The organism is Oerskovia sp. NPDC060338, assembly GCF_042726295.1.
GTDB classification, from domain to species: Bacteria; Actinomycetota; Actinomycetes; order Actinomycetales; family Cellulomonadaceae; genus Oerskovia; species Oerskovia merdavium.
Genome location: NZ_JBHXCQ010000005.1, coordinates 145,080 through 162,015, shown reverse-complemented (window position 1 = coordinate 162,015; position 16,936 = coordinate 145,080). Strand labels below are relative to the sequence as shown.

Annotated in this window: 17 protein-coding genes and 1 pseudogene; 9 read left to right on the top strand and 9 right to left on the bottom strand. The window is 72.6% G+C overall.

All coding sequences use genetic code 11. From position 1 onward, the window contains the following. Positions 1-188: 188 nt before the first annotated feature. Positions 189-779, top strand: coding sequence for a DUF1349 domain-containing protein (locus tag ACFWGN_RS08120; protein ID WP_318244603.1), 591 nt, complete (start codon positions 189-191; stop codon positions 777-779). A gap of 73 nt (positions 780-852) precedes the next feature. On the opposite strand, the gene ACFWGN_RS08115 is transcribed toward ACFWGN_RS08120, so the two are convergent. Further along, positions 853-1,467, bottom strand: a complete 615-nt coding sequence (locus ACFWGN_RS08115) for a TetR/AcrR family transcriptional regulator (RefSeq protein WP_377616444.1) — start codon at positions 1,465-1,467, stop codon at positions 853-855. Positions 1,468-1,500: 33 nt separating this feature from the next. Here ACFWGN_RS08115 and ACFWGN_RS08110 point away from each other — a divergent pair, with 33 nt between their 5' ends. After that, entirely contained in the window at positions 1,501-2,592 is a 1,092-nt protein-coding gene (locus ACFWGN_RS08110) for a DMT family transporter (RefSeq protein WP_377616443.1), read from the top strand. On the opposite strand, the gene ACFWGN_RS08105 is transcribed toward ACFWGN_RS08110, so the two are convergent. Continuing rightward, positions 2,480-3,061, bottom strand: coding sequence for a DinB family protein (locus ACFWGN_RS08105; protein WP_377616442.1), 582 nt, complete (start codon positions 3,059-3,061; stop codon positions 2,480-2,482). The genes ACFWGN_RS08110 and ACFWGN_RS08105 overlap by 113 nt on opposite strands. A 91-nt stretch (positions 3,062-3,152) precedes the next feature. Then, on the bottom strand, positions 3,153-3,770 hold the full coding sequence (locus ACFWGN_RS08100) for a putative glycolipid-binding domain-containing protein (RefSeq protein ID WP_377616441.1): 618 nt from the start codon (positions 3,768-3,770) through the stop codon (positions 3,153-3,155). Positions 3,771-4,119: 349 nt separating this feature from the next. Between ACFWGN_RS08100 and nrdD the strand changes: the two genes are divergently transcribed. The 3 genes from nrdD (at position 4,120) to ACFWGN_RS08085 (ending at position 8,707) form a co-directional block, all read left to right on the top strand. Further along, positions 4,120-6,393, top strand: a complete 2,274-nt coding sequence (nrdD, locus tag ACFWGN_RS08095) for an anaerobic ribonucleoside-triphosphate reductase (protein WP_377616440.1) — start codon at positions 4,120-4,122, stop codon at positions 6,391-6,393. A 7-nt stretch (positions 6,394-6,400) separates the two neighbouring features. Beyond that, complete coding sequence (gene nrdG, locus ACFWGN_RS08090; protein WP_377616439.1) at positions 6,401-6,976, top strand: anaerobic ribonucleoside-triphosphate reductase activating protein; 576 nt, start codon at positions 6,401-6,403, stop codon at positions 6,974-6,976. A gap of 138 nt (positions 6,977-7,114) precedes the next feature. Next, positions 7,115-8,707: an exo-alpha-sialidase gene (locus ACFWGN_RS08085; protein WP_377616438.1), complete on the top strand. Its 1,593-nt coding sequence runs from the start codon at positions 7,115-7,117 to the stop codon at positions 8,705-8,707. 28 nt (positions 8,708-8,735) lie between these two features. Here ACFWGN_RS08085 and ACFWGN_RS08080 read toward each other — a convergent pair whose 3' ends face one another. Beyond that, entirely contained in the window at positions 8,736-9,476 is a 741-nt protein-coding gene (locus tag ACFWGN_RS08080; RefSeq protein WP_377616437.1) for a helix-turn-helix domain-containing protein, read from the bottom strand. Between the two features lie 78 nt (positions 9,477-9,554). Between ACFWGN_RS08080 and ACFWGN_RS08075 the strand changes: the two genes are divergently transcribed. After that, positions 9,555-10,973 carry an MFS transporter gene (locus tag ACFWGN_RS08075; protein ID WP_377616436.1) on the top strand — a complete coding sequence of 473 codons (1,419 nt, stop codon included), beginning with the start codon at positions 9,555-9,557 and terminating at the stop codon, positions 10,971-10,973. Here ACFWGN_RS08075 and ACFWGN_RS08070 read toward each other — a convergent pair. The 3 genes and pseudogenes from ACFWGN_RS08070 to ACFWGN_RS08060 form a co-directional block, all read right to left on the bottom strand. Then, a complete protein-coding gene (locus ACFWGN_RS08070; RefSeq protein ID WP_377616435.1) occupies positions 10,951-11,622 on the bottom strand; it encodes a response regulator in 672 nt (223 codons plus the stop codon). The genes ACFWGN_RS08075 and ACFWGN_RS08070 overlap by 23 nt on opposite strands. Continuing rightward, positions 11,619-12,041 (bottom strand): sensor histidine kinase, encoded by a 423-nt coding sequence (locus ACFWGN_RS08065; protein ID WP_377616434.1) that lies wholly within the window; start codon positions 12,039-12,041, stop codon positions 11,619-11,621. Before ACFWGN_RS08065 ends, ACFWGN_RS08070 begins: the two co-directional genes overlap by 4 nt. A gap of 81 nt (positions 12,042-12,122) precedes the next feature. After that, a pseudogene (locus tag ACFWGN_RS08060) lies at positions 12,123-12,284 on the bottom strand (histidine kinase dimerization/phosphoacceptor domain-containing protein); the annotation flags it as partial. 55 nt (positions 12,285-12,339) lie between these two features. Between ACFWGN_RS08060 and ACFWGN_RS08055 the strand changes: the two are divergent. After that, a complete protein-coding gene (locus tag ACFWGN_RS08055; RefSeq protein ID WP_377616433.1) occupies positions 12,340-12,834 on the top strand; it encodes a hypothetical protein in 495 nt (164 codons plus the stop codon). Between the two features lie 60 nt (positions 12,835-12,894). Here ACFWGN_RS08055 and ACFWGN_RS08050 read toward each other — a convergent pair whose 3' ends face one another. Then, positions 12,895-13,578 carry a DNA alkylation repair protein gene (locus ACFWGN_RS08050; RefSeq protein ID WP_377616432.1) on the bottom strand — a complete coding sequence of 228 codons (684 nt, stop codon included), beginning with the start codon at positions 13,576-13,578 and terminating at the stop codon, positions 12,895-12,897. A gap of 258 nt (positions 13,579-13,836) precedes the next feature. Between ACFWGN_RS08050 and ACFWGN_RS08045 the strand changes: the two genes are divergently transcribed. Together ACFWGN_RS08045 and ACFWGN_RS08040 are read left to right on the top strand one after the other, a co-directional pair. Continuing rightward, a complete protein-coding gene (locus ACFWGN_RS08045; RefSeq protein ID WP_377616431.1) occupies positions 13,837-15,249 on the top strand; it encodes a hemolysin family protein in 1,413 nt (470 codons plus the stop codon). Further along, positions 15,246-16,259, top strand: a complete 1,014-nt coding sequence (locus tag ACFWGN_RS08040; RefSeq protein ID WP_377616430.1) for a hemolysin family protein — start codon at positions 15,246-15,248, stop codon at positions 16,257-16,259. The genes ACFWGN_RS08045 and ACFWGN_RS08040 overlap by 4 nt, the downstream gene beginning before the upstream one ends. A 151-nt stretch (positions 16,260-16,410) precedes the next feature. On the opposite strand, the gene ACFWGN_RS08035 is transcribed toward ACFWGN_RS08040, so the two are convergent. After that, on the bottom strand, positions 16,411-16,920 hold the full coding sequence (locus tag ACFWGN_RS08035) for a GNAT family N-acetyltransferase (RefSeq protein ID WP_377616429.1): 510 nt from the start codon (positions 16,918-16,920) through the stop codon (positions 16,411-16,413). Positions 16,921-16,936 lie beyond the last annotated feature (16 nt).

Sequence of the window (16,936 nt, the reverse complement as noted above, 5' to 3'; positions counted from 1 at the left end):
CCCCGGCGGGCGTCGCCTCCAGTCCACGATGCTCCGGGCCGGGCCGCACCCGGGAGGCCCGGGTGGTCCGGGTACCGGTAGGGCTCCTCCCGGGGTCTGGGCCGGGAAGGGCCCGCTCGCCCGACGGCGTCGCGCCCCAGGTCGCCTGTCGTGGGTTCGCGGCGGTGCGGTCTGGGTAGGGTGTGCGCGTGACGAAGATCTCCCTCCCCCCGCTGCACTGGTTGTCCCACGAAGGCGCAGGTCAGGTCGACGGTGACGCCGTGACCCTGACGGCCCCGGCCGGCACCGACTGGACCGACGACGCCCTGGGTGCGCCGCCCCAGCACGCGGCCCCGGCCCTGGTGTTCGACGCTCCCGCCGAGCTGGCGCTGTCCGCGCGGGTCCGGGTGCCGTCGGAGCGCACGACGTTCGACGCGGGCGCCCTGGTCCTGTGGGCCGACGAGGCGCACTGGGCCAAGCTCTGCTTCGAGCAGTCGCCCCAGGGGCGGGCCATGGTCGTCTCGACCGTCACGAACGAGTACACCGACGACTGCAACTCGTGGGACGTCGACGACGAGTCGGTCCACCTGCGGATCGTCCGCACCGGGCCCGGGTGGGCCTTCCACGCCTCGCGCGACGGCGAGGCCTGGGAGTTCGTCCGCCTCTTCCGCCTCTACACCGACCTGCCTGTCAGCATCGGGTTCCTCGCGCAGGCGCCCATGGGCGAGGCGTGCACCGCGGTCTTCGACCGGATCGTCCTGGACGACGCCGCGCCGAGCGACCTGCGCGACGGGAGCTGACCGCGCAGGGAGCACCCACCGACGACGCGCGGGCCCGGAGAGCCTGTCGCGGACCTGCCCGCCGGACAGGGGGCTACGTCGTGGAGGCGGGCTCCCGCAGAGGTGGCTGGGACTCGAGCAGGACACGCGCGACGGCGCGTGCCCTCTCGAACGGGTGGGTGAAGGTCTCCATCCCGACCGTGACGATCGCACCCTCGTAGAGCAGCATCATCGCCCTCGCCAGCGACGAGGCGTCCTGCATCCCGGCCTGCCGGCACAGCTCGTCGAACAGCCCGAGCAGCCATGCCTTCTGGCGCGACACCTCGCCGAACACCGGGTTCCCGTCGTGCCCGTCCCCGACCTCGGCCCGCGCGTTGATGGCGCTGCAGCCCTTGGGGCTGTTCGCGTCGGACCAGGAGATGGCCGCGTCGAAGACCGTCAGCACGCGCTCGACGCCCGGTGCGGGCACCCGTGCCAGGTGGGCCTCGACGTGGTCCCGCCACCTGGCGTCCCTGTGCTGGAGGTACGCGACGACGAGCGCTTCCTTGGAACCGAACCGGTCGTACAGCGTCTTCTTGGTCACCCCTGCGGACTTGGCGATCGTGTCGACCCCGACCGAGTGGATGCCGCGTTCGTAGAACAGGCGCGACGCGGCGTCGAGAACACGGCGGGCGCCTGGTGTCAGGGGGGTGAGCTCGGGGACCGGCATGACGTCGACTATACCAATCTGTATAGTCGCCGCATGAGTAAACAGATCGGTCTACTACATCGCGGGGTGACACTCCTGGCAGCGGTCGCCTTCGTGGCGACCTGGAGCTCGGGGTTCCTCGTCCCGGCCTTCGCCGTCGTCGAGGTCTCACCGTTCACGTTGCTCGTCTGGCGGTTCGTCCCCCTGGCGGCCGTGCTGCTCGCCCTGGCCCTCGCCCGCGGCCTCACCCGCAGCGCCGGCGCGGCAGTGCTCCGACGCCAGGCCGTCATCGGCCTGTTCGCCCAGTTCGGCTACTGCGTCTTCGTCTACGCCGCCATAGGGGCCGGCATCGCCACGGGCACCGTCGCGCTGATCGACGCCGTGCAGCCGCTCGTGGTCGCGGTGCTCGTGGGCCCGCTGCTGGGTCTCCAGGTGCGTGGAGCACAGTGGGCCGGGCTGGCCGTCGGCGCCCTGGGGGTGCTGCTGGTCGTGCGTTCGCAGCTCGAGGGTGCCTCGGCACACCCGTCGGCCTACCTCCTGTCCCTTCTCGCCATGTCGTGCCTGATCGTCGCCACCTTCCTCCAGCGTCGGTCGGACGCGCAGGCCGGAGTGCTCACGACGCTGACCGTGCACGTCGTCGTGACGGCCGCAGCGCTCGTCGTGGTCGCTGCGGCGACGGGGACGCTCGTGCCGCCCCCGTCGGCGACGTTCTGGCTCGCGGCCGGCTTCGCGGCCGCGGTCCCCACGCTGGCCGCCTACGGTCTCTACTGGTGGCTGCTGCGCCGGGTGGGCGTCACGGCGCTCAACGCGCTCCTCTTCCTGATCGCACCGGCGACGGCCACCGGGGGTGCGGTGCTCCTCGGCGAGCAGCTCACGGTCGTCACCCTCGTCGGGTTCGCGCTCTGCGGAGCCGGCGTGGCCGTCGTGATGGCCTACGAGACCTCCGCGTCGGGCACCGCGCCGCAGGCGCGGGCAACACGCGCGGAAGAACCAGGCGGCTGCGAGGCGAAGGCGCCGGGGCGACCCGGCGCGCTCATCGCGGTGGGTACAGCTCGGGCGCCCCGGGGGGATCCTCCCCGACCAGGCCGTCGATCGACTCGCGGATCAGGTCGGCGTGCCCGACGTGCCGGGCGTACTCCTCGATGAGGTCGACCAGGACACGACGCAGGCTCGACCTCTCGCCGTCGTTCCCTGGCTGCCAGACGAGCCGACGGTCCAGCCCGCCGTCGGCCAGCGCCTCGTCGACCGCCGCGCGCGCCTGGACGACCGCCGTGCGCCACAGCTCGTAGAGATACTGCGGGCTGTCGTGCGCCGCAGAGGTCCAGGGCCACTCCGGGGACAGGTCCCAGTCGACCGTGTCCCAGGGCTCGCCCGGCGCCCTGCCGTGGAGCATGGTCGAGAACCAGAGCTCCTCGGCGAACGCGAGATGCTTGAGAAGACCGCCGAGCGTGATGGCCGAGGACGCGACCCTGACCCCGAGGTCCTCGGCGTCGAGCCCGCCGACCTTCCAGGCGAACGTCGCCCGCTGACGCTCGAGCGAGCCGAGGAGCGTCGCGACCTCGTCCCCCGCGACGGGCGGCTCGATCAGCTCCCGGTCGTGCGTCGCCTCGTCCATGAGCTCCTCCAGGTGGGTGCGATCCGACCGTTCCCACTGTAGGCAGCACAGGCTCTGGCCGGGCGACGAGCACCCACGCGCTCGAGGCCGCTCAGCTGCGGCGCGCAAGACGCGGGTAGTCGATCACGAGGCCGTCGGCGTCGACCGTGAGGTCGGCCGTGAAGTCTCGTGTGGCGCTCGTGTAGGTGACGACCCCGCGCCCGACCGCCGGGTCGTACGGGGCGCCGGCCGCGTACACCTGCTCGCTGCGCACGACGCGGAGCGAGGGGACGTCGACCCAGGCCATGGTCAACGCGGTGGCCGCGCGAGCCTGCGCACCCAGGAGCCCCAGACGCAGGATCGGCATGGAGTTCGTCACGGGGCACAGCGCGAGGTCGCAGTCGAGCGCGCCCGCGAGCGCCGCAGGGTCCTCGAGGCCGGGGGTCGCGAGGTCGACCGGGGCCGCACCGGAGTGCGAGACCTCCGCGCCCCACTCCCCTGACCCCGCCCGCTCGAGCTGGAGGTCCCGGGACCAGCCCTGCCCCCGCACCGTCACCTCGAGCCGGCGCGTGACCCAGTGCGGCCCGGTGGTCAGGGACCAGGCCGTCACGTAGGTCGGGCCGCGTGACGTGCCGAGGCACTCGAACCGGTCCGCGCCGAGCGAGAGGACCGCGGTGTCCACGCGGTCCGGGTCGTCCTCCCCCACCCACGAGACGTGTCGACGCGTCATGTCCACGCTCCTTCGTCACGAGCGGTGCGCGGGCCCTGCCCGTGCCGTTCCTGCCGGTCTACCAGGCTTCCGACGGGCTCGACACCCGGACGACGCGCGACTCCCGCGCGACGCCTGGGGACCCCTGCGCCACCGCCGCCCGGCGCACCCGACAGGCGGGCCCTTGGTCCGACGACGCGGGTGACCAACGTCCCGACCTCAGGGAGGAAGGTCCCGGCTCGCCCGGGATTGGCCACTACATGTGGGCTTACATGGGTGTAATTGCTACTACATCTAGTTCCAACTGCGTCTCGGCGCGCCGGTGAGATCGTGCCGGCCCGAGGCGTCCGTCGAGAGGTTGTGGTCGCACATGAGCCCGGTCGAGGTCGCGCAGGACGAGGACGTCGCGTCACAGGAGGCGACGTCCCTGACGGTGCTCAAGAGGGACGGACGTCGGCTCCCCTTCGACGACGCCCGCATCCGGGCAGCGCTCCGCAAGGCCTACGAGGACGTCCACGGCGACCTCTCGCCCCTCGTCGAGCAGACCCTCGACGGCGTGCTCGAGCGGGTGGTCGCGGAGATCTCGGTGCGCTTCGCCGACGTCGTCCAGATCTACGAGATCCAGGCCGTGGTCGAGCACGAGCTCCTCGAGTCGCGCGAGTACGACGTGGCCCGCGCCTACATCGACTACCGGGTCCAGCGGGACTTCGCGCGCAGCAGGTCGACCGACCTCAACCACTCGATCGTCGGCCTCATCAGCAAGGACTCGGCGGTCGTCTACGAGAACGCGAACAAGGACTCGGACGTCTTCAACACCCAGCGCGACCTGACGGCCGGGGCCGTGGGCAAGGCGGTCGGCCTGCGCATGCTGCCGCCGCACGTGGCCAACGCGCACCAGAAGGGCGACATCCACTACCACGACCTCGACTACCACCCCTACGCGCCCATGACGAACTGCTGCCTGATCGACTTCCGGACCATGCTGTCCGAGGGTTTCCGCATCGGCAACGCGCAGGTCGAGCCGCCCCGCTCGATCCAGACCGCGGCCGCGCAGATCACGCAGATCATCGCGAACGTCGCCTCGAGCCAGTACGGCGGGTGCTCGGTCAACCGGATCGACGAGCTCCTGGCCCCCTACGCCGCGCTGAACCACGCCAAGCACCTCGTCGAGGCCGAGCGCTGGATCCCGGACGCCTCGGCGCACGACGCGTACGCCCGGGCCAAGACGTCCAAGGACATCTACGACGCGATGCAGAGCCTCGAGTACGAGATCAACACGCTCTTCACGTCCAACGGGCAGACGCCGTTCACCTCGGTCGGGTTCGGGCTCGGCACGGGCTGGCTCGAGCGCGAGATCCAGCGCGCGATCCTGCAGATCCGGCTCAAGGGGCTGGGTGCCGAGGGGCGCACCGCGATCTTCCCCAAGCTCATCTACACGTTGCGGCGCGGCCTCAACCTGGAACCGGGGGACGAGAACTACGACATCAAGGAGCTCGCGGTCGAGTGCGCGACCAAGCGCATGTACCCCGACGTGCTGAGCTACGACAAGATCGTCGAGCTCACGGGCAGCTTCAAGATGCCCATGGGCTGCCGCTCGTTCCTGCAGGGCTGGCAGGACGAGGACGGGAACGACGTCGTCGAGGGCCGCATGAACCTCGGCGTCGTGACGCTCAACCTGCCGCGCATCGCCCTCGAGGCCCAGGGCAGCCAGGAGGCGTTCTGGGCGCTGCTCGAGGAGCGGCTCGTCACGGTGCGCGACGCGCTGGTGTACCGGATCGAGCGCTGCAAGCAGGCCGTGCCGGGCAACGCCCCGATCCTGTACGTGCACGGAGCGTTCGGCGAACGTCTCGCGCCCGAGGACGACGTCGACCAGCTCTTCCGCGCGGGGCGCGCGACGGTCTCGCTCGGGTACATCGGGTTGTACGAGGTCGCCGCGGCCTTCTACGGGGGCGCCTGGGAGCAGGACCCCGAGGCCAAGGAGCTCACGCTGCGGGTGCTGCGCGAGCTGCACGCGCACACCCGGGCCTGGACGGCCGAGCACGGCTACCACTTCAGCGTGTACTCGACGCCGAGCGAGAGCCTGACGGACCGGTTCGCCCGCATGGACCGCGAGAAGTTCGGCGAGGTCGCGGACATCACCGACAAGGAGTACTACACCAACAGCTTCCACTACGACGTGCGCAAGGACCCGACGCCGTTCGAGAAGCTCGACTTCGAGATGGACTACCCGCAGTACGCGTCGGGTGGGTTCATCCACTACTGCGAGTACCCCGTGCTCCAGCAGAACCCCAAGGCGCTCGAGGCCGTGTGGGACTACGCCTACGACCGCGTGGGGTACCTGGGCACGAACACCCCGATCGACCGCTGCTACGCGTGCGGCTACGCGGGCGACTTCACGCCGACCGCGCGCGGCTTCGCGTGCCCGGGCTGTGGGAACTCCGACCCGCGGACGTGCGACGTCGTCAAGCGCACGTGCGGGTACCTGGGCAACCCGCAGCAGCGGCCCATGGTGCACGGCCGGCACGTCGAGATCTCCTCGCGCGTCAAGCACATGGCCGGACCCGTGAGCCTCGGCGAGGTCGGCGTCGCCGGGGTGGTTCGCGGCGCGACGCACGCGGCCCCCACGGGCCCTGCGGAAGCCTGAGGCCGTCGTGCCGCGGGAGCCGCAGCCGGGCTGGCGCTCGGAGCGCTTCAGCCAGGGCTACGTCGCGGACTACAAGCCGTTCGTGTTCGTCGACGGCGAGGGCGTGCGCTGCAGCCTCTACGTGAGCGGGTGCCTGTTCGCGTGCGAGGGCTGCTTCAACGAGGCGACCTGGAGCTTTCGCTACGGCTCCGCGTACACCGACGAGCTCGAGGACCGCATCCTGGCGGACCTCGCGCACGAGTCGGTGCAGGGCCTGTCGCTGCTCGGCGGCGAGCCGTTCCTCAACACGGGCGTGTGCCTGCGGCTCGTGCGTCGCGTGCGTGAGCGGTTCGGCCGGTCCAAGGACGTGTGGTGCTGGAGCGGGTTCACGCTCGAGGAGCTGCGCGGAGGCTCGCAGGACAAGCGGGACCTCCTCGCAGGTCTCGACGTCCTGGTCGACGGCCGGTTCGAGATCGCGCGCCGCGACCTCACGCTCCCGTTCCGCGGGAGCACCAACCAGCGCGTCCTGTCGGTCCCGGCCTCGCTCGCTGCGGGCAGGGCCGTCCCGTGGTCGCCGGCGCGCGAGACCCGGCGGAGCGCCTGACCTCCCCTGCCCGACGGCGTCGCGCCCCTTCCGCGCGAAGGTCCGCGACGTCGTCGGGCAGGCCGGGACGACGCGGCGCTGGTCTCCTCGGCGTGGGACCGACCCTCCGACGGGGTCGAGACGGGGTAGAACTGGGTGATGCGCACGAACCCCCACGAACTCACCCATCAGGTGCTGGCCGCCCGCGGCGTCGGCGGCCACCGCCAGTACCGCATCCCCGCCCTCGCCGTCACCACGCGAGGAACCGTCCTCGCGGCCTACGACGGGCGCCCCAACCTCGACGACCTGCCGAACACGATCGACCTCCTGGTCCGCCGTAGCCTCGACCACGGACGCACCTGGGAGCCCCAGCAGGACGTGCGCGTCGGCACGGGGCTCCAGGGGTTCGGCGACCCGAGCCTGCTCGTCGACAAGGTCACCGGACGGGTCTTCTGCTTCCACGCCGCAGGGACCCACGCGGGGTTCTTCGAGGCTGCCCCGGGCCTCGAGCCCGAGGACGACGTCCAGCACGTCGACCTGTCCTTCTCCGACGACGACGGCCTGACGTGGAGCCACCGCCGCGTGACGGCCTCGCTCAAGCCGCAGGGCGTCACGGGACTGTTCGCGGCGGCCGGCGCGGGCATCCAGCTCGAGACGGGACCGTACGCGGGCCGGCTGGTCCAGCAGATGGTCCTGCTCCTGCACGGCGAGATCCGCGCCGCGTCGGCCTACTCGGACGACCACGGCGACTCCTGGACCCTGGGCGACCCCACGGGCCCCGGCGCCAACGAGAACAAGGTCGTCGAGCTGAGCGACGGCCGCATCCTGCTGAGCTCGCGCGCGAAGGGCTGCCGGTTGCAGGCCGTCTCGACCGACGGCGGCCACACCTACGGGCCGCTGACACCGGTGCCGGACCTGCCCGACCCGAGCGACAACGGGAGCGTCCTGCGGCTCGGTGCCCCGACCGACCCGGCCGCTCCCCTGCTCGCGACGACCAACCGCGACGCCGACCTGCGCCGCAACACCGTGCTCAGCGTGTCGCACGACGAGGGCGCGACCTGGCGGCCCGCCCTGACGATCTGCGCGGGCTCGAGCGCCTACTCGACGGGAGCCGTGCTCGCCGACGGGGCCCTCGGGGTGCTCTACGAGCGTGACGGGTACCGCGAGATCGTCTTCGCGCGGGTCGAGCCCGAGGCGCTCTCTCCCGCAGCCCTCGGGGAGGCCGTCGAGACGTTCGTGGACGACGACGGCGGCGAGTTCACCATGGTGCTGCGCTCGATCACCCCGGGGCGCCCCGCGCAGTGGGTCAGCGTGGGCGCGTCGCACGTCATCTCGGCCGAGGGCGGCGACTGGGGCGTGCACACCTGGAAGGAGATCGGGCAGGGGTACGACGGCGACCAGGTGCTCGGCACGCGCGAGGCCCAGGACGCCAACTACGGGCCGGCTGCGCCGGGCCTGCGGGCCGGCGACATCCTCGCGTTCACCGGGCGCTACCGGCACCAGGGCGAGGTGCCCGTCAGCGCTGGGCTGAGCGGGAGCTTCGACGGCGACGTCCCCGCCGACTTCCCCGCCGTCCGGCTCTCTCCCGGTGAGGCCGTCCTGTACTTCACGCCGACCTACACCGTGACCGCGGACGACGTGGCACGCGGCGAGGCTCGCGTCGAGTGCGCGGTCCAGGCCGGCGACGCCCGCTTCGAGCAGGCGTTCCGCGCGGACACCGTGACCGGGGAGGTCGTGCCGGTCGAGCGTTGACGGCCCTCCCCCGACCCGGGGGCGCGGGTCAGGGCGGTGCGTCGGGGAGGGCGCGGGCCTCGGCGTCGGCGTCGGCGTCGGGCACGGTCTCCGGCACGGTCTCCGGCACGGTCTCCGGCCCGCGGCGGGGTCCGGCGGTGACGCCGGCCGCGTCCTCGCCGCGGGCCGCGTCGTCGGACGGGAGGTCGGACGTGAGGTCGGTGCGGGTGTGGGCTCGTTCGCCCTGCGGGCCGAACAGGCTGAGCACCTCGGCGCCCTCCCGGCCCGTGCTGCCGAACCAGTGGGGCGTGCGGGTGTCGAACTCGGCGACCTCCCCGGCGTCGAGCACGAGGTCCCGGTCGCCCACGACGAGCCGCAGCCGGCCGGTCAGCACGTACAGCCACTCGTAGCCGTCGTGCGTCGTGAGCACGGGCTCGGCAGCCTTGCGCGGGACGAGGATCTTCCAGGCGTGCTGGCTCGCAGGTTGCCGGGTCAGGGGCACGACGACCCTGCCGTTGACCCTGCGAGGCGTGAGCCGGATGCGGGGGTCTCCCGTCTCCGGGGCGCGCACGAGCTCGTCGAGCGGTACGCGGTACGCGTGGGCGAGCAGCAGGAGGAGCTCGAGGCTCGGCTTGCGCCCCCCGGTCTCGAGGCGTGACAGCGTGCTCTTCGAGATCCCCGTGGTGTCCGCGAGCGCCGCGAGGGTGATCCCGCGTCGCCGCCGGAGGGCGCCGAGCCGTGGCCCGACCTGGTCGAGCGCGCGTCCGATCGCTGCTGTGGGGTCGTCCATCCCGCCATCCCACCATCGCGTCCCAGTTCCGGCAACATCCATTGCCGAGACCGGGTCGCAGCGGGCAGCCTCGGCGGTATGAACCCCACCCCGCACGCACCACGCTCCCGGTCCGTCCTCGTGGGCGCGCTCGCGCTCGCCACGCTCCTGGCCTCGCTCGGCACGAGCGTCGCGAACGTCGCGCTGCCCACGCTCGCGCACGAGCTCGGAGCGCCCTTCGGACGGGTGCAGTGGGTCGTCCTGTCATACCTGCTGTCGATGACCGTGACCGCGGTCGCCGTGGGGAGGCTCGGGGACTCTCTCGAGCGACAGCGGGTGCTCCTCGCGGGCCTCGGTGTGTTCACGGTCGCGACGCTCGCCTGCGCACTGGCCCCCACGCTCGCGGTGCTCGTCGCGGCCCGTTCGCTGCAGGGTGTCGGCGCCGCGGTCATGATCGCGCTCCCCCTCGCGCTCGTACGGGACGTCGTGCCCGAGGGGCGCACCGGGGCGGCCATGGGTCTGCTGGGGACGACCTCGGCGGCGGGGACGGCGCTGGGGCCCGCCGGTGGCGGGCTGCTGATCGCGGTGTCGGGCTGGCAGGCGGGCTTCGTGGCCATGCTGCCGCTCGCGGGCGTCGCTCTCGTGCTGACCTGGCGCACCCTCGGTGACGCACCCGCCCCGGCACGATCCGGTGCGAGGTTCGACGTCGCCGGTGCCCTCGTGCTCGCCGGGGCTCTCGTGGCCGGCGCTCTCGCGATGACCCCTGCCGCCGTCCCGCAGGTCGGCGCCGCACCCCTGCTCGGGGTCGCGGCGGTCCTCGTCGCGCTGCTCGTCGTGATCGAGCGCAGGGCGGCTGCCCCCCTCGTGCCGTGGGGGCTCCTGCGCACCCGTGCACTGAGCGGCGGCCTGCTCATGAACGTGCTCGTCGCGACCGTCATGATGAGCACCCTGGTCGTGGGGCCCTTCTACCTCGCGGGAGGTCTGGGGCTGAGCGAGGCCGCGATCGGCCTCACGCTCGCGGTCGGGCCGGTCGTCTCGGCCCTGACCGGCGTCGTCGCCGGCAGGGTCGTCGACCGTGCGGGCGCGGGCGCCATGACGACCCTCGCGCTGCTGACCATGGCGACGGGGACCGTGCTGCTCGTGGGGCTTCCTCCCGCCTGGGGGCTGCCCGGCTACGTGCTCGCGCTCGTGGTCCTGACTCCCGGGTACCAGCTCTTCCTGGCCGCGAACAACACCGCCGTCATGACGACGGCCGACGCTCGGCGACGGGGCACGGTCTCGGGCGTCCTGAGCCTCTCGCGCAACCTCGGCCTCATCGCGGGCGCCTCGGTCATGGGGGCGGTGTTCGCGGCCGCGACGGGATCGGTCGAGGTCCAGGACGCCACGGCGGCCGCGGTCGCGACCGGGATGCGGACGACCTTCCTCGTCGCGACCGCCCTCCTGGCCCTTGCAGCAGTGGTCTCGCTCGCGGTCCGCAAGCGTGCAGACCGCCCCGTCAGCCCTGCCCGGGTGTCGTGAGCCCGGTCTCGTAGGCGAACACGACGAGCTGGGCCCGGTCGCGCGAGCCGGTCTTCATCATGGCGCGGTTGATGTGCGTCTTGGCCGTGGCCGGGCTGATGAAGAGCTGTGCGGCGATCTCGAGGTTCGACATGCCTCGACCGACGAGCGCCGTGATCTCCTCCTCGCGGGCGGTGAGCTGGGTCTCCTGGCGCGTCGTGGCGGGGGCCGGCTCGGGGACGTGCGCGAGGAACCGGCCGATGAGCGCCGTGGTCGCGGCGGGCGACAGGAGGGACTCGCCCGACGCGACGGTGCGGACGGCGTCGAGCAGCTCGGACGGGTCGATGCCCTTGCCGATGAAGCCGCTGGCTCCGGCGCGCAGCGCGGCGACCACGAGCTCGTCGGTCTCGAAGGTCGTCAGGACCAGGATCTTCACGCCGGCGAGCGACTCGTCGGCCGTGATGCGGCGTGTGGCGTCGATCCCGTCCATCCCGGGCATCCGGATGTCCATCAGGACGACGTCGGCGCGCTCGGAGCGTGCGAGGGCGACGGCCTCCGCGCCGTCGGCGGCCTCCCCGGCGACGGTCATGTCGGGTGCGGACTCGAGCAGCAGGCGAAAGGTCCCGCGCAGCAGGGCCTGGTCGTCGGCCAGGAGGACACGGATCGTCATGGGGTTCCTCGGGTGGTCGGGCCGGGCGTGGAGACGTCCCCGCCCTCGTCGGTGGTGGGCAGGTTCGCGACGACGTGGAAGCCCCCGGCCGGGGTGCGGCCGGTGCGCAGGCTCCCCCCGGCCGCGGTGGCGCGCTCGTTCATCCCGATCAGCCCGTGCCCGCTGCCCGGGACGGTCCCGGTACGGGCGTCGGCCGCGGGGGCGCCGTTCACGACGTCGACCACGAGCCGGTCCTCGGTCCAGGTGAGCTCGACGTGGACCTGTGAGCCGGGGGCGTGCTTGGCAGCGTTGGTCAACGCCTCCTGGAGGATCCGGTAGGCCGCGAGGTCTCCTCGGGAGGACAGCGCGCGAGGTGTGCCCGTCGTCGTGCTGACGATGTCCGCGCCGGCGGCCCGGAGGCCTCGCACCAGCTCGTCCACGTCGCCGACCCCGGGGACGGGACGCAGGGCGTCGGCCGCAGGCTCGTCAGGCCCCTCGGCCCGGTCCCCCTCCTGGCGAAGCAGCCCGACGGTCGCCCGCAGCTCGTCGAGAGCCCTGCGCGTGTGCTCGGTGATGCCCCGCAGCGCCTCCTCGGCCGCGCGCGGGTCGGTGTGCAGGAGGTAACCCGCGACACCTGCCTGCGCGTTGACCAGCGTGAGGTTGTGCGCCAGGACGTCGTGCAGCTCGCGGACCCACCGCCAGCGGCGGACCGCCTACCAGCTCGCCCAGCCGAGAGTGGTGATCGCCGACGTCACCGGACTGCGCGCGGCACGTGGACGCCCGTCGGTGCGCGCGCGGATCGCCGTGGGCCCGTTGTCCGCGATCGGCCGCGCGGCGCTCCAGGTGACCCACCGCCTGGCAGACCTCCCCGACGCGCCCCGGTGCGCGGCGCTCCCCGCCCCTGCTGCCCAGTCCGCAGACGCCGCGATCGTGTTCACGCCCGACACCGACGGCCAGACGCGTGGGATCTTCTACACCCACGGCGAGATGCTCCGCCTCCGGGACACGGTCGCGGACCAGCTGGTCGCAGCGGACGCAGCAGGGCCCGACGCCGGCTACGTCCCGGGAGCGCTGGTGCTCCGCACGACGCGCCGCGGGACCGCGCTCACGGCGGCAGCGCTGCTCGCCCCGGGCCTGCCCGACGGCGACCAGCCCGCGACCGCCCTCGAACGACGCCTGCTCCAGGCGTGGGCCCGCGAGGTCGCGAGCGGTGGCCGGGCCGTGGACGGGTGAACCGGTGAGCTCGACCGCACCGAGGGGTCGACGACGCCCGTCGGGCCCCGACCGGCGCCGCTACCGGGCCTGACGCCGGACGATCTCCGCGATCCAGGTCGGAGCGAAGGGCGACGTGCAGCCCGGGGGCGTCGGGTAGTCCTTGAGGACCTCGAGCCGCTCACCGATGCCGACCGCACGGGCACGGAGCTCGGGGTGGTGGATGCCGATGGTGGCCAGGCACTCGTTCATGGCCCACTGCAGACGCTCGGGGGCGTCCTTCATGTCCGCCTCGATGCGGTCGAGGAGCCCCGGCAGGTCGAGCCCCTCGGGCGACCTCGCCACACGGTCGGTCGTCAGCGCCCACCCGGCGCTCGCGACGACCGGGTCGGGATCGGTGAACCACGCGACGCGCAGCTCCTCGACGTGCGGGCTCTTCTTGACGACGTAGCTCACGAGCCACCCGTGCACCTTGGGCACGCGAGCGTCGCGCAGCATGGCGTCGAGCTCGGCGGCCGACCAGGCCTTGGGCCGGCAGACCAGGATCGCGACGAGACGGGCCGCGGTGTCCCCCGTCTCCCAGAGCTGTCCTGCGAGCTCGTGCTGGGTCTTGAGGCTCTTGGCGACCGCGCGGAGCCTGGTGAGGTTCACGCCGTGGTCGTCCCCGTGGCGCTCGTTCACCGCGCGGATCTTGGGGTCCTCCAGGGCCTCGAGCTGGGCCAGCACGTCGCTGACGGTCGCCTGGGCCACGGCAGTGGAAGCCATGTCGATCTCCTCGCTCGCTCGATCGGTCGTCGCTCACACCCTACGTCTCTGCCTCCCCCCCACGGCGAGCACTCGTGAAGACCGCTCGCGGGGCACGGGCGGCGTCGCGGAAACTCGTGCGAGATCCTGGGAACGCTCAGGCCTCCTTCCGCGTTGACCTGACGGAATCCACCCGCGATCTGAGAGAGACATGGACGCAGACAGTACGAACCCCCTTGTGCCGGCCACCGATGCTGCGACGAGGGGGTGCAGGTTCCGATGTGGGTGCTGACACTCCTGCTCGGCGTCGTCGTGATCGTGGCGATCACTGCCGTGACGGGCTACTTCGTCGCCCAGGAGTTCGCGTACATGGCGGTGGACCGGTCACGGTTGAGCGCCCGCGCGGGCTCGGGCGACCCGGGGGCCAAGCGCGCCCTGGCCGTCACCAAGCGCACGTCGTTCATGCTCTCGGGCGCACAGCTGGGCATCACCGTGACCGGGCTGCTGGTCGGCTACGTCGCCGAGCCCCTCGTCGGTGAGTCGCTGGGCGAGGCCCTGGGCGGCGTCGGCGTCCCGACCGGCGTGGGCATCGCGGTGGGCACCGTCCTGGCCCTGGTGTTCTCGACGTTCGTCCAGATGATCTTCGGCGAGCTCTTCCCCAAGAACCTCGCGATCGCCCGGCCGGAGCCGGTCGCCCTGTGGCTCGCCCGCTCGACGACCATCTACCTGGCCGTGTTCGGGTGGCTCATCAAGATCTTCGACCAGGCGTCGAACCTCCTGCTCAAGGCGCTGCGGATCGAGCCGGTCCACGACGTCGAGCACTCGGCGACGGCCCGCGACCTCGAGCACATCGTCGCGGACTCGCGGCAGAGCGGCGACCTGCCCGGCGAGCTCTCGGTGCTCCTGGACCGCATCCTCGACTTCCCCGAGCGCGACGTCGAGCACGCCATGATCCCCCGCGCTCGCGTGGACGTCGTGCACGCGGACGACACCCTCGCACAGGTGCGCGCACGGATGGCTGCGGGCCACTCGCGCTACCCGGTGCTCGCCGACGACGACCAGGTCGTGGGCGTCGTCCACCTCGTCGACGTCCTGACCACCACGCACGGCGACGATGTCCGGGCCCAGGACTTCATGCGGCCCGTGGTCGTGGTCCCGACCGCGATGAGCCTGCCCGACGCCCTGCGCGAGCTCACCGAGACCCGCAACCAGCTCGCGTGCGTGATCGACGAGTACGGCGGGTTCGCCGGCGTCCTGACGGCCGAGGACCTGGCCGAGGAGCTCGTCGGGGAGATCACGGACGAGCACGACCCCGCGACGCCCACCATCGCCCCGCGCGACGACGACGGGATCTGGGTCATGCCCGGCGACACCCACATCGACGAGGTCGAGCGCGCGATCGGGCGCGACCTGCCGCGAGGCGACTACGAGACGATCGCCGGTCTCGTGATCGACCAGCACGGCTCGCTGCTCGAACCCGGTGAGGGGATCGTGGTCGAGCTCCCGCTCGACCCCGCCGACCTGGCCCTCGCGGCCGAGCCGGAACCCGCCTGGATGCGTGTGGACGTGGTCGAGGTCGAGCGCCACGTCCCGTCGCTGGTCCGGGTGACGTTCCCGACCGACGACCGACCGCTGCCAGCACCCGACGCCGCGCCTGACGTGGCGCCCGAGACCGAGGAGGGCGACCGATGAGCAACCCCTGGGTCGTCGTGGCCATCACCGTCGTCATCATCGCGCTCAGCGCGTTCTTCGTCGCCGTCGAGTTCGCGCTGCTGGCCGCCAAGCGGCACCGCCTCGAGGACGCCGCCCCGAACAGCCGCTCGGCGCGCGCCGCGCTGCGCAGCTCGACCGAGCTGACCGTGCTGCTCGCCGGCTCCCAGCTCGGCATCACGGCCTGCACCCTGGCGCTCGGTGCCATCACCAAGCCCGCCGTCCACCACTGGCTCACGCCCGCGTTCGAGGCGTGGGGGGCCCCGCTGTGGGTCGCGGACGCCGCCGGGTTCGTCCTCGCGCTGATCATCGTGACGTTCCTGCACCTGGTCGTCGGCGAGATGGCCCCCAAGTCGTGGGCCATCGCTCACCCGGAGACATCGGCCACGCTGCTGGCCATCCCCATGCGCGGCTTCATGTGGCTGACCCGTCCCCTGCTCACGGGGCTCAACAACATGGCCAACTGGTGCCTGGTCAAGGTCGGCGTCGAACCCACGGGGCAGGTCGCCTCGGGCCAGAGCGCCGACGACCTGCGCCACCTCGTCGAGCACTCGGCCAACGTCGGCGCGCTCGACCCGGCGTACTTCGCGCAGCTCTCGGGTGCGCTGGACCTGCAGACCCTCACCGTGGGCGACCTGCTCACGGGTCGGGGCACGCCCACCATGGTCCCGCTCGACGCCACCGTGCACGACGTGCAGGAGGCCACGCGCGCGTCCGGCCACCTGCGGATCCTGCTCGGGGACGACAGCAGCATCTCGGGTGTCGTGCACGTGCGCGACACCCTGGACGTGGGCGTCGACCGTCCGGCGGCCGACCTCATGCGGCCGCCCTTCACGCTCGAGCGGTCCGTGCCCGTCTACGCGGCGCTCGCCCAGATGCGCGAGACCCGCAACCACCTCGCCGTGGTGACCGACGGCGCCTCGGTCGCCGGCGTCATCGCGCTCTCGGACGTCATGGCCCGCCTCTTCCCGCGGGAGGTCGCCGCGGCCTGACGCCTGGCGGCGCGCTCTGCGCGAGCCGCCACGACCCGAGGACGGCGCCCCACCCGGTCGGAGGACCGGGTGGGGCGCCGTCGTCGCGCGCAGCCCGGGTGCCGGGTGACCGCCAGCGGCCCAGGACGTCGCCACGGGGACGAGAACCGTCTCAGAGCTCCCGGTGCATGACGTGGAGTCCCACGAGGCCGTGCACGGGGTGCGCGAACGCGTCGGGCACGGTCGTGAGGATCTCGAACCCGAAGGACTCCCAGAGGCGCACCGCTCGTTCGTTGGTCTCGACGACCGCGTTGAACTGCATCGCGAGGAAACCGTCAGCACGCGCGCCGTCGAGCACCGCGCCTGCGAGCGCCCGCCCGACGCCCCGTCCGGTCCCTGCGGGCCCGACGACGAAGCTCGCGTTGGCGACGTGAGAGCCGGCGCCAGGGTGGTTCGGCAGGTACTTGGCGGTCCCGAGGATCGCCCCCTCACCGTGGGCGGGGTCCACCGCGACGAGGACGCGCACGCCCGGCAGCGCGGTCCATGCCGTCCTGGCCTCGGCCTCGCTGATGTCCCGCGGGTAGGTGTACGTCTCACCGGCCCGGAAGGCGGGCTCGAGCGTCCGCCAGATCCCGGGCCAGTCCTCCGTGCGCGCCTCGCGCACCACGATCTCGTCGCTCACCCGCCGAGCGTAGTTC

What these genes read in the sequence shown, in the direction of transcription:
- nrdD (WP_377616440.1), top strand. Translation starts at nt 4,120, where the DNA reads ATGAGCCCGGTCGAGGTCGCGCAGGACGAGGACGTCGCGTCACAGGAG.
- ACFWGN_RS08115 (WP_377616444.1), bottom strand. Translation starts at nt 1,467, where the DNA reads ATGCCGGTCCCCGAGCTCACCCCCCTGACACCAGGCGCCCGCCGTGTT.
- ACFWGN_RS08110 (WP_377616443.1), top strand. Translation starts at nt 1,501, where the DNA reads ATGAGTAAACAGATCGGTCTACTACATCGCGGGGTGACACTCCTGGCA.
- ACFWGN_RS08045 (WP_377616431.1), top strand. Translation starts at nt 13,837, where the DNA reads ATGTGGGTGCTGACACTCCTGCTCGGCGTCGTCGTGATCGTGGCGATC.
- ACFWGN_RS08080 (WP_377616437.1), bottom strand. Translation starts at nt 9,476, where the DNA reads ATGGACGACCCCACAGCAGCGATCGGACGCGCGCTCGACCAGGTCGGG.
- ACFWGN_RS08105 (WP_377616442.1), bottom strand. Translation starts at nt 3,061, where the DNA reads ATGGACGAGGCGACGCACGACCGGGAGCTGATCGAGCCGCCCGTCGCG.
- ACFWGN_RS08070 (WP_377616435.1), bottom strand. Translation starts at nt 11,622, where the DNA reads ATGACGATCCGTGTCCTCCTGGCCGACGACCAGGCCCTGCTGCGCGGG.
- ACFWGN_RS08050 (WP_377616432.1), bottom strand. Translation starts at nt 13,578, where the DNA reads ATGGCTTCCACTGCCGTGGCCCAGGCGACCGTCAGCGACGTGCTGGCC.
- ACFWGN_RS08100 (WP_377616441.1), bottom strand. Translation starts at nt 3,770, where the DNA reads ATGACGCGTCGACACGTCTCGTGGGTGGGGGAGGACGACCCGGACCGC.
- ACFWGN_RS08075 (WP_377616436.1), top strand. Translation starts at nt 9,555, where the DNA reads ATGAACCCCACCCCGCACGCACCACGCTCCCGGTCCGTCCTCGTGGGC.
- ACFWGN_RS08040 (WP_377616430.1), top strand. Translation starts at nt 15,246, where the DNA reads ATGAGCAACCCCTGGGTCGTCGTGGCCATCACCGTCGTCATCATCGCG.
- ACFWGN_RS08085 (WP_377616438.1), top strand. Translation starts at nt 7,115, where the DNA reads ATGCGCACGAACCCCCACGAACTCACCCATCAGGTGCTGGCCGCCCGC.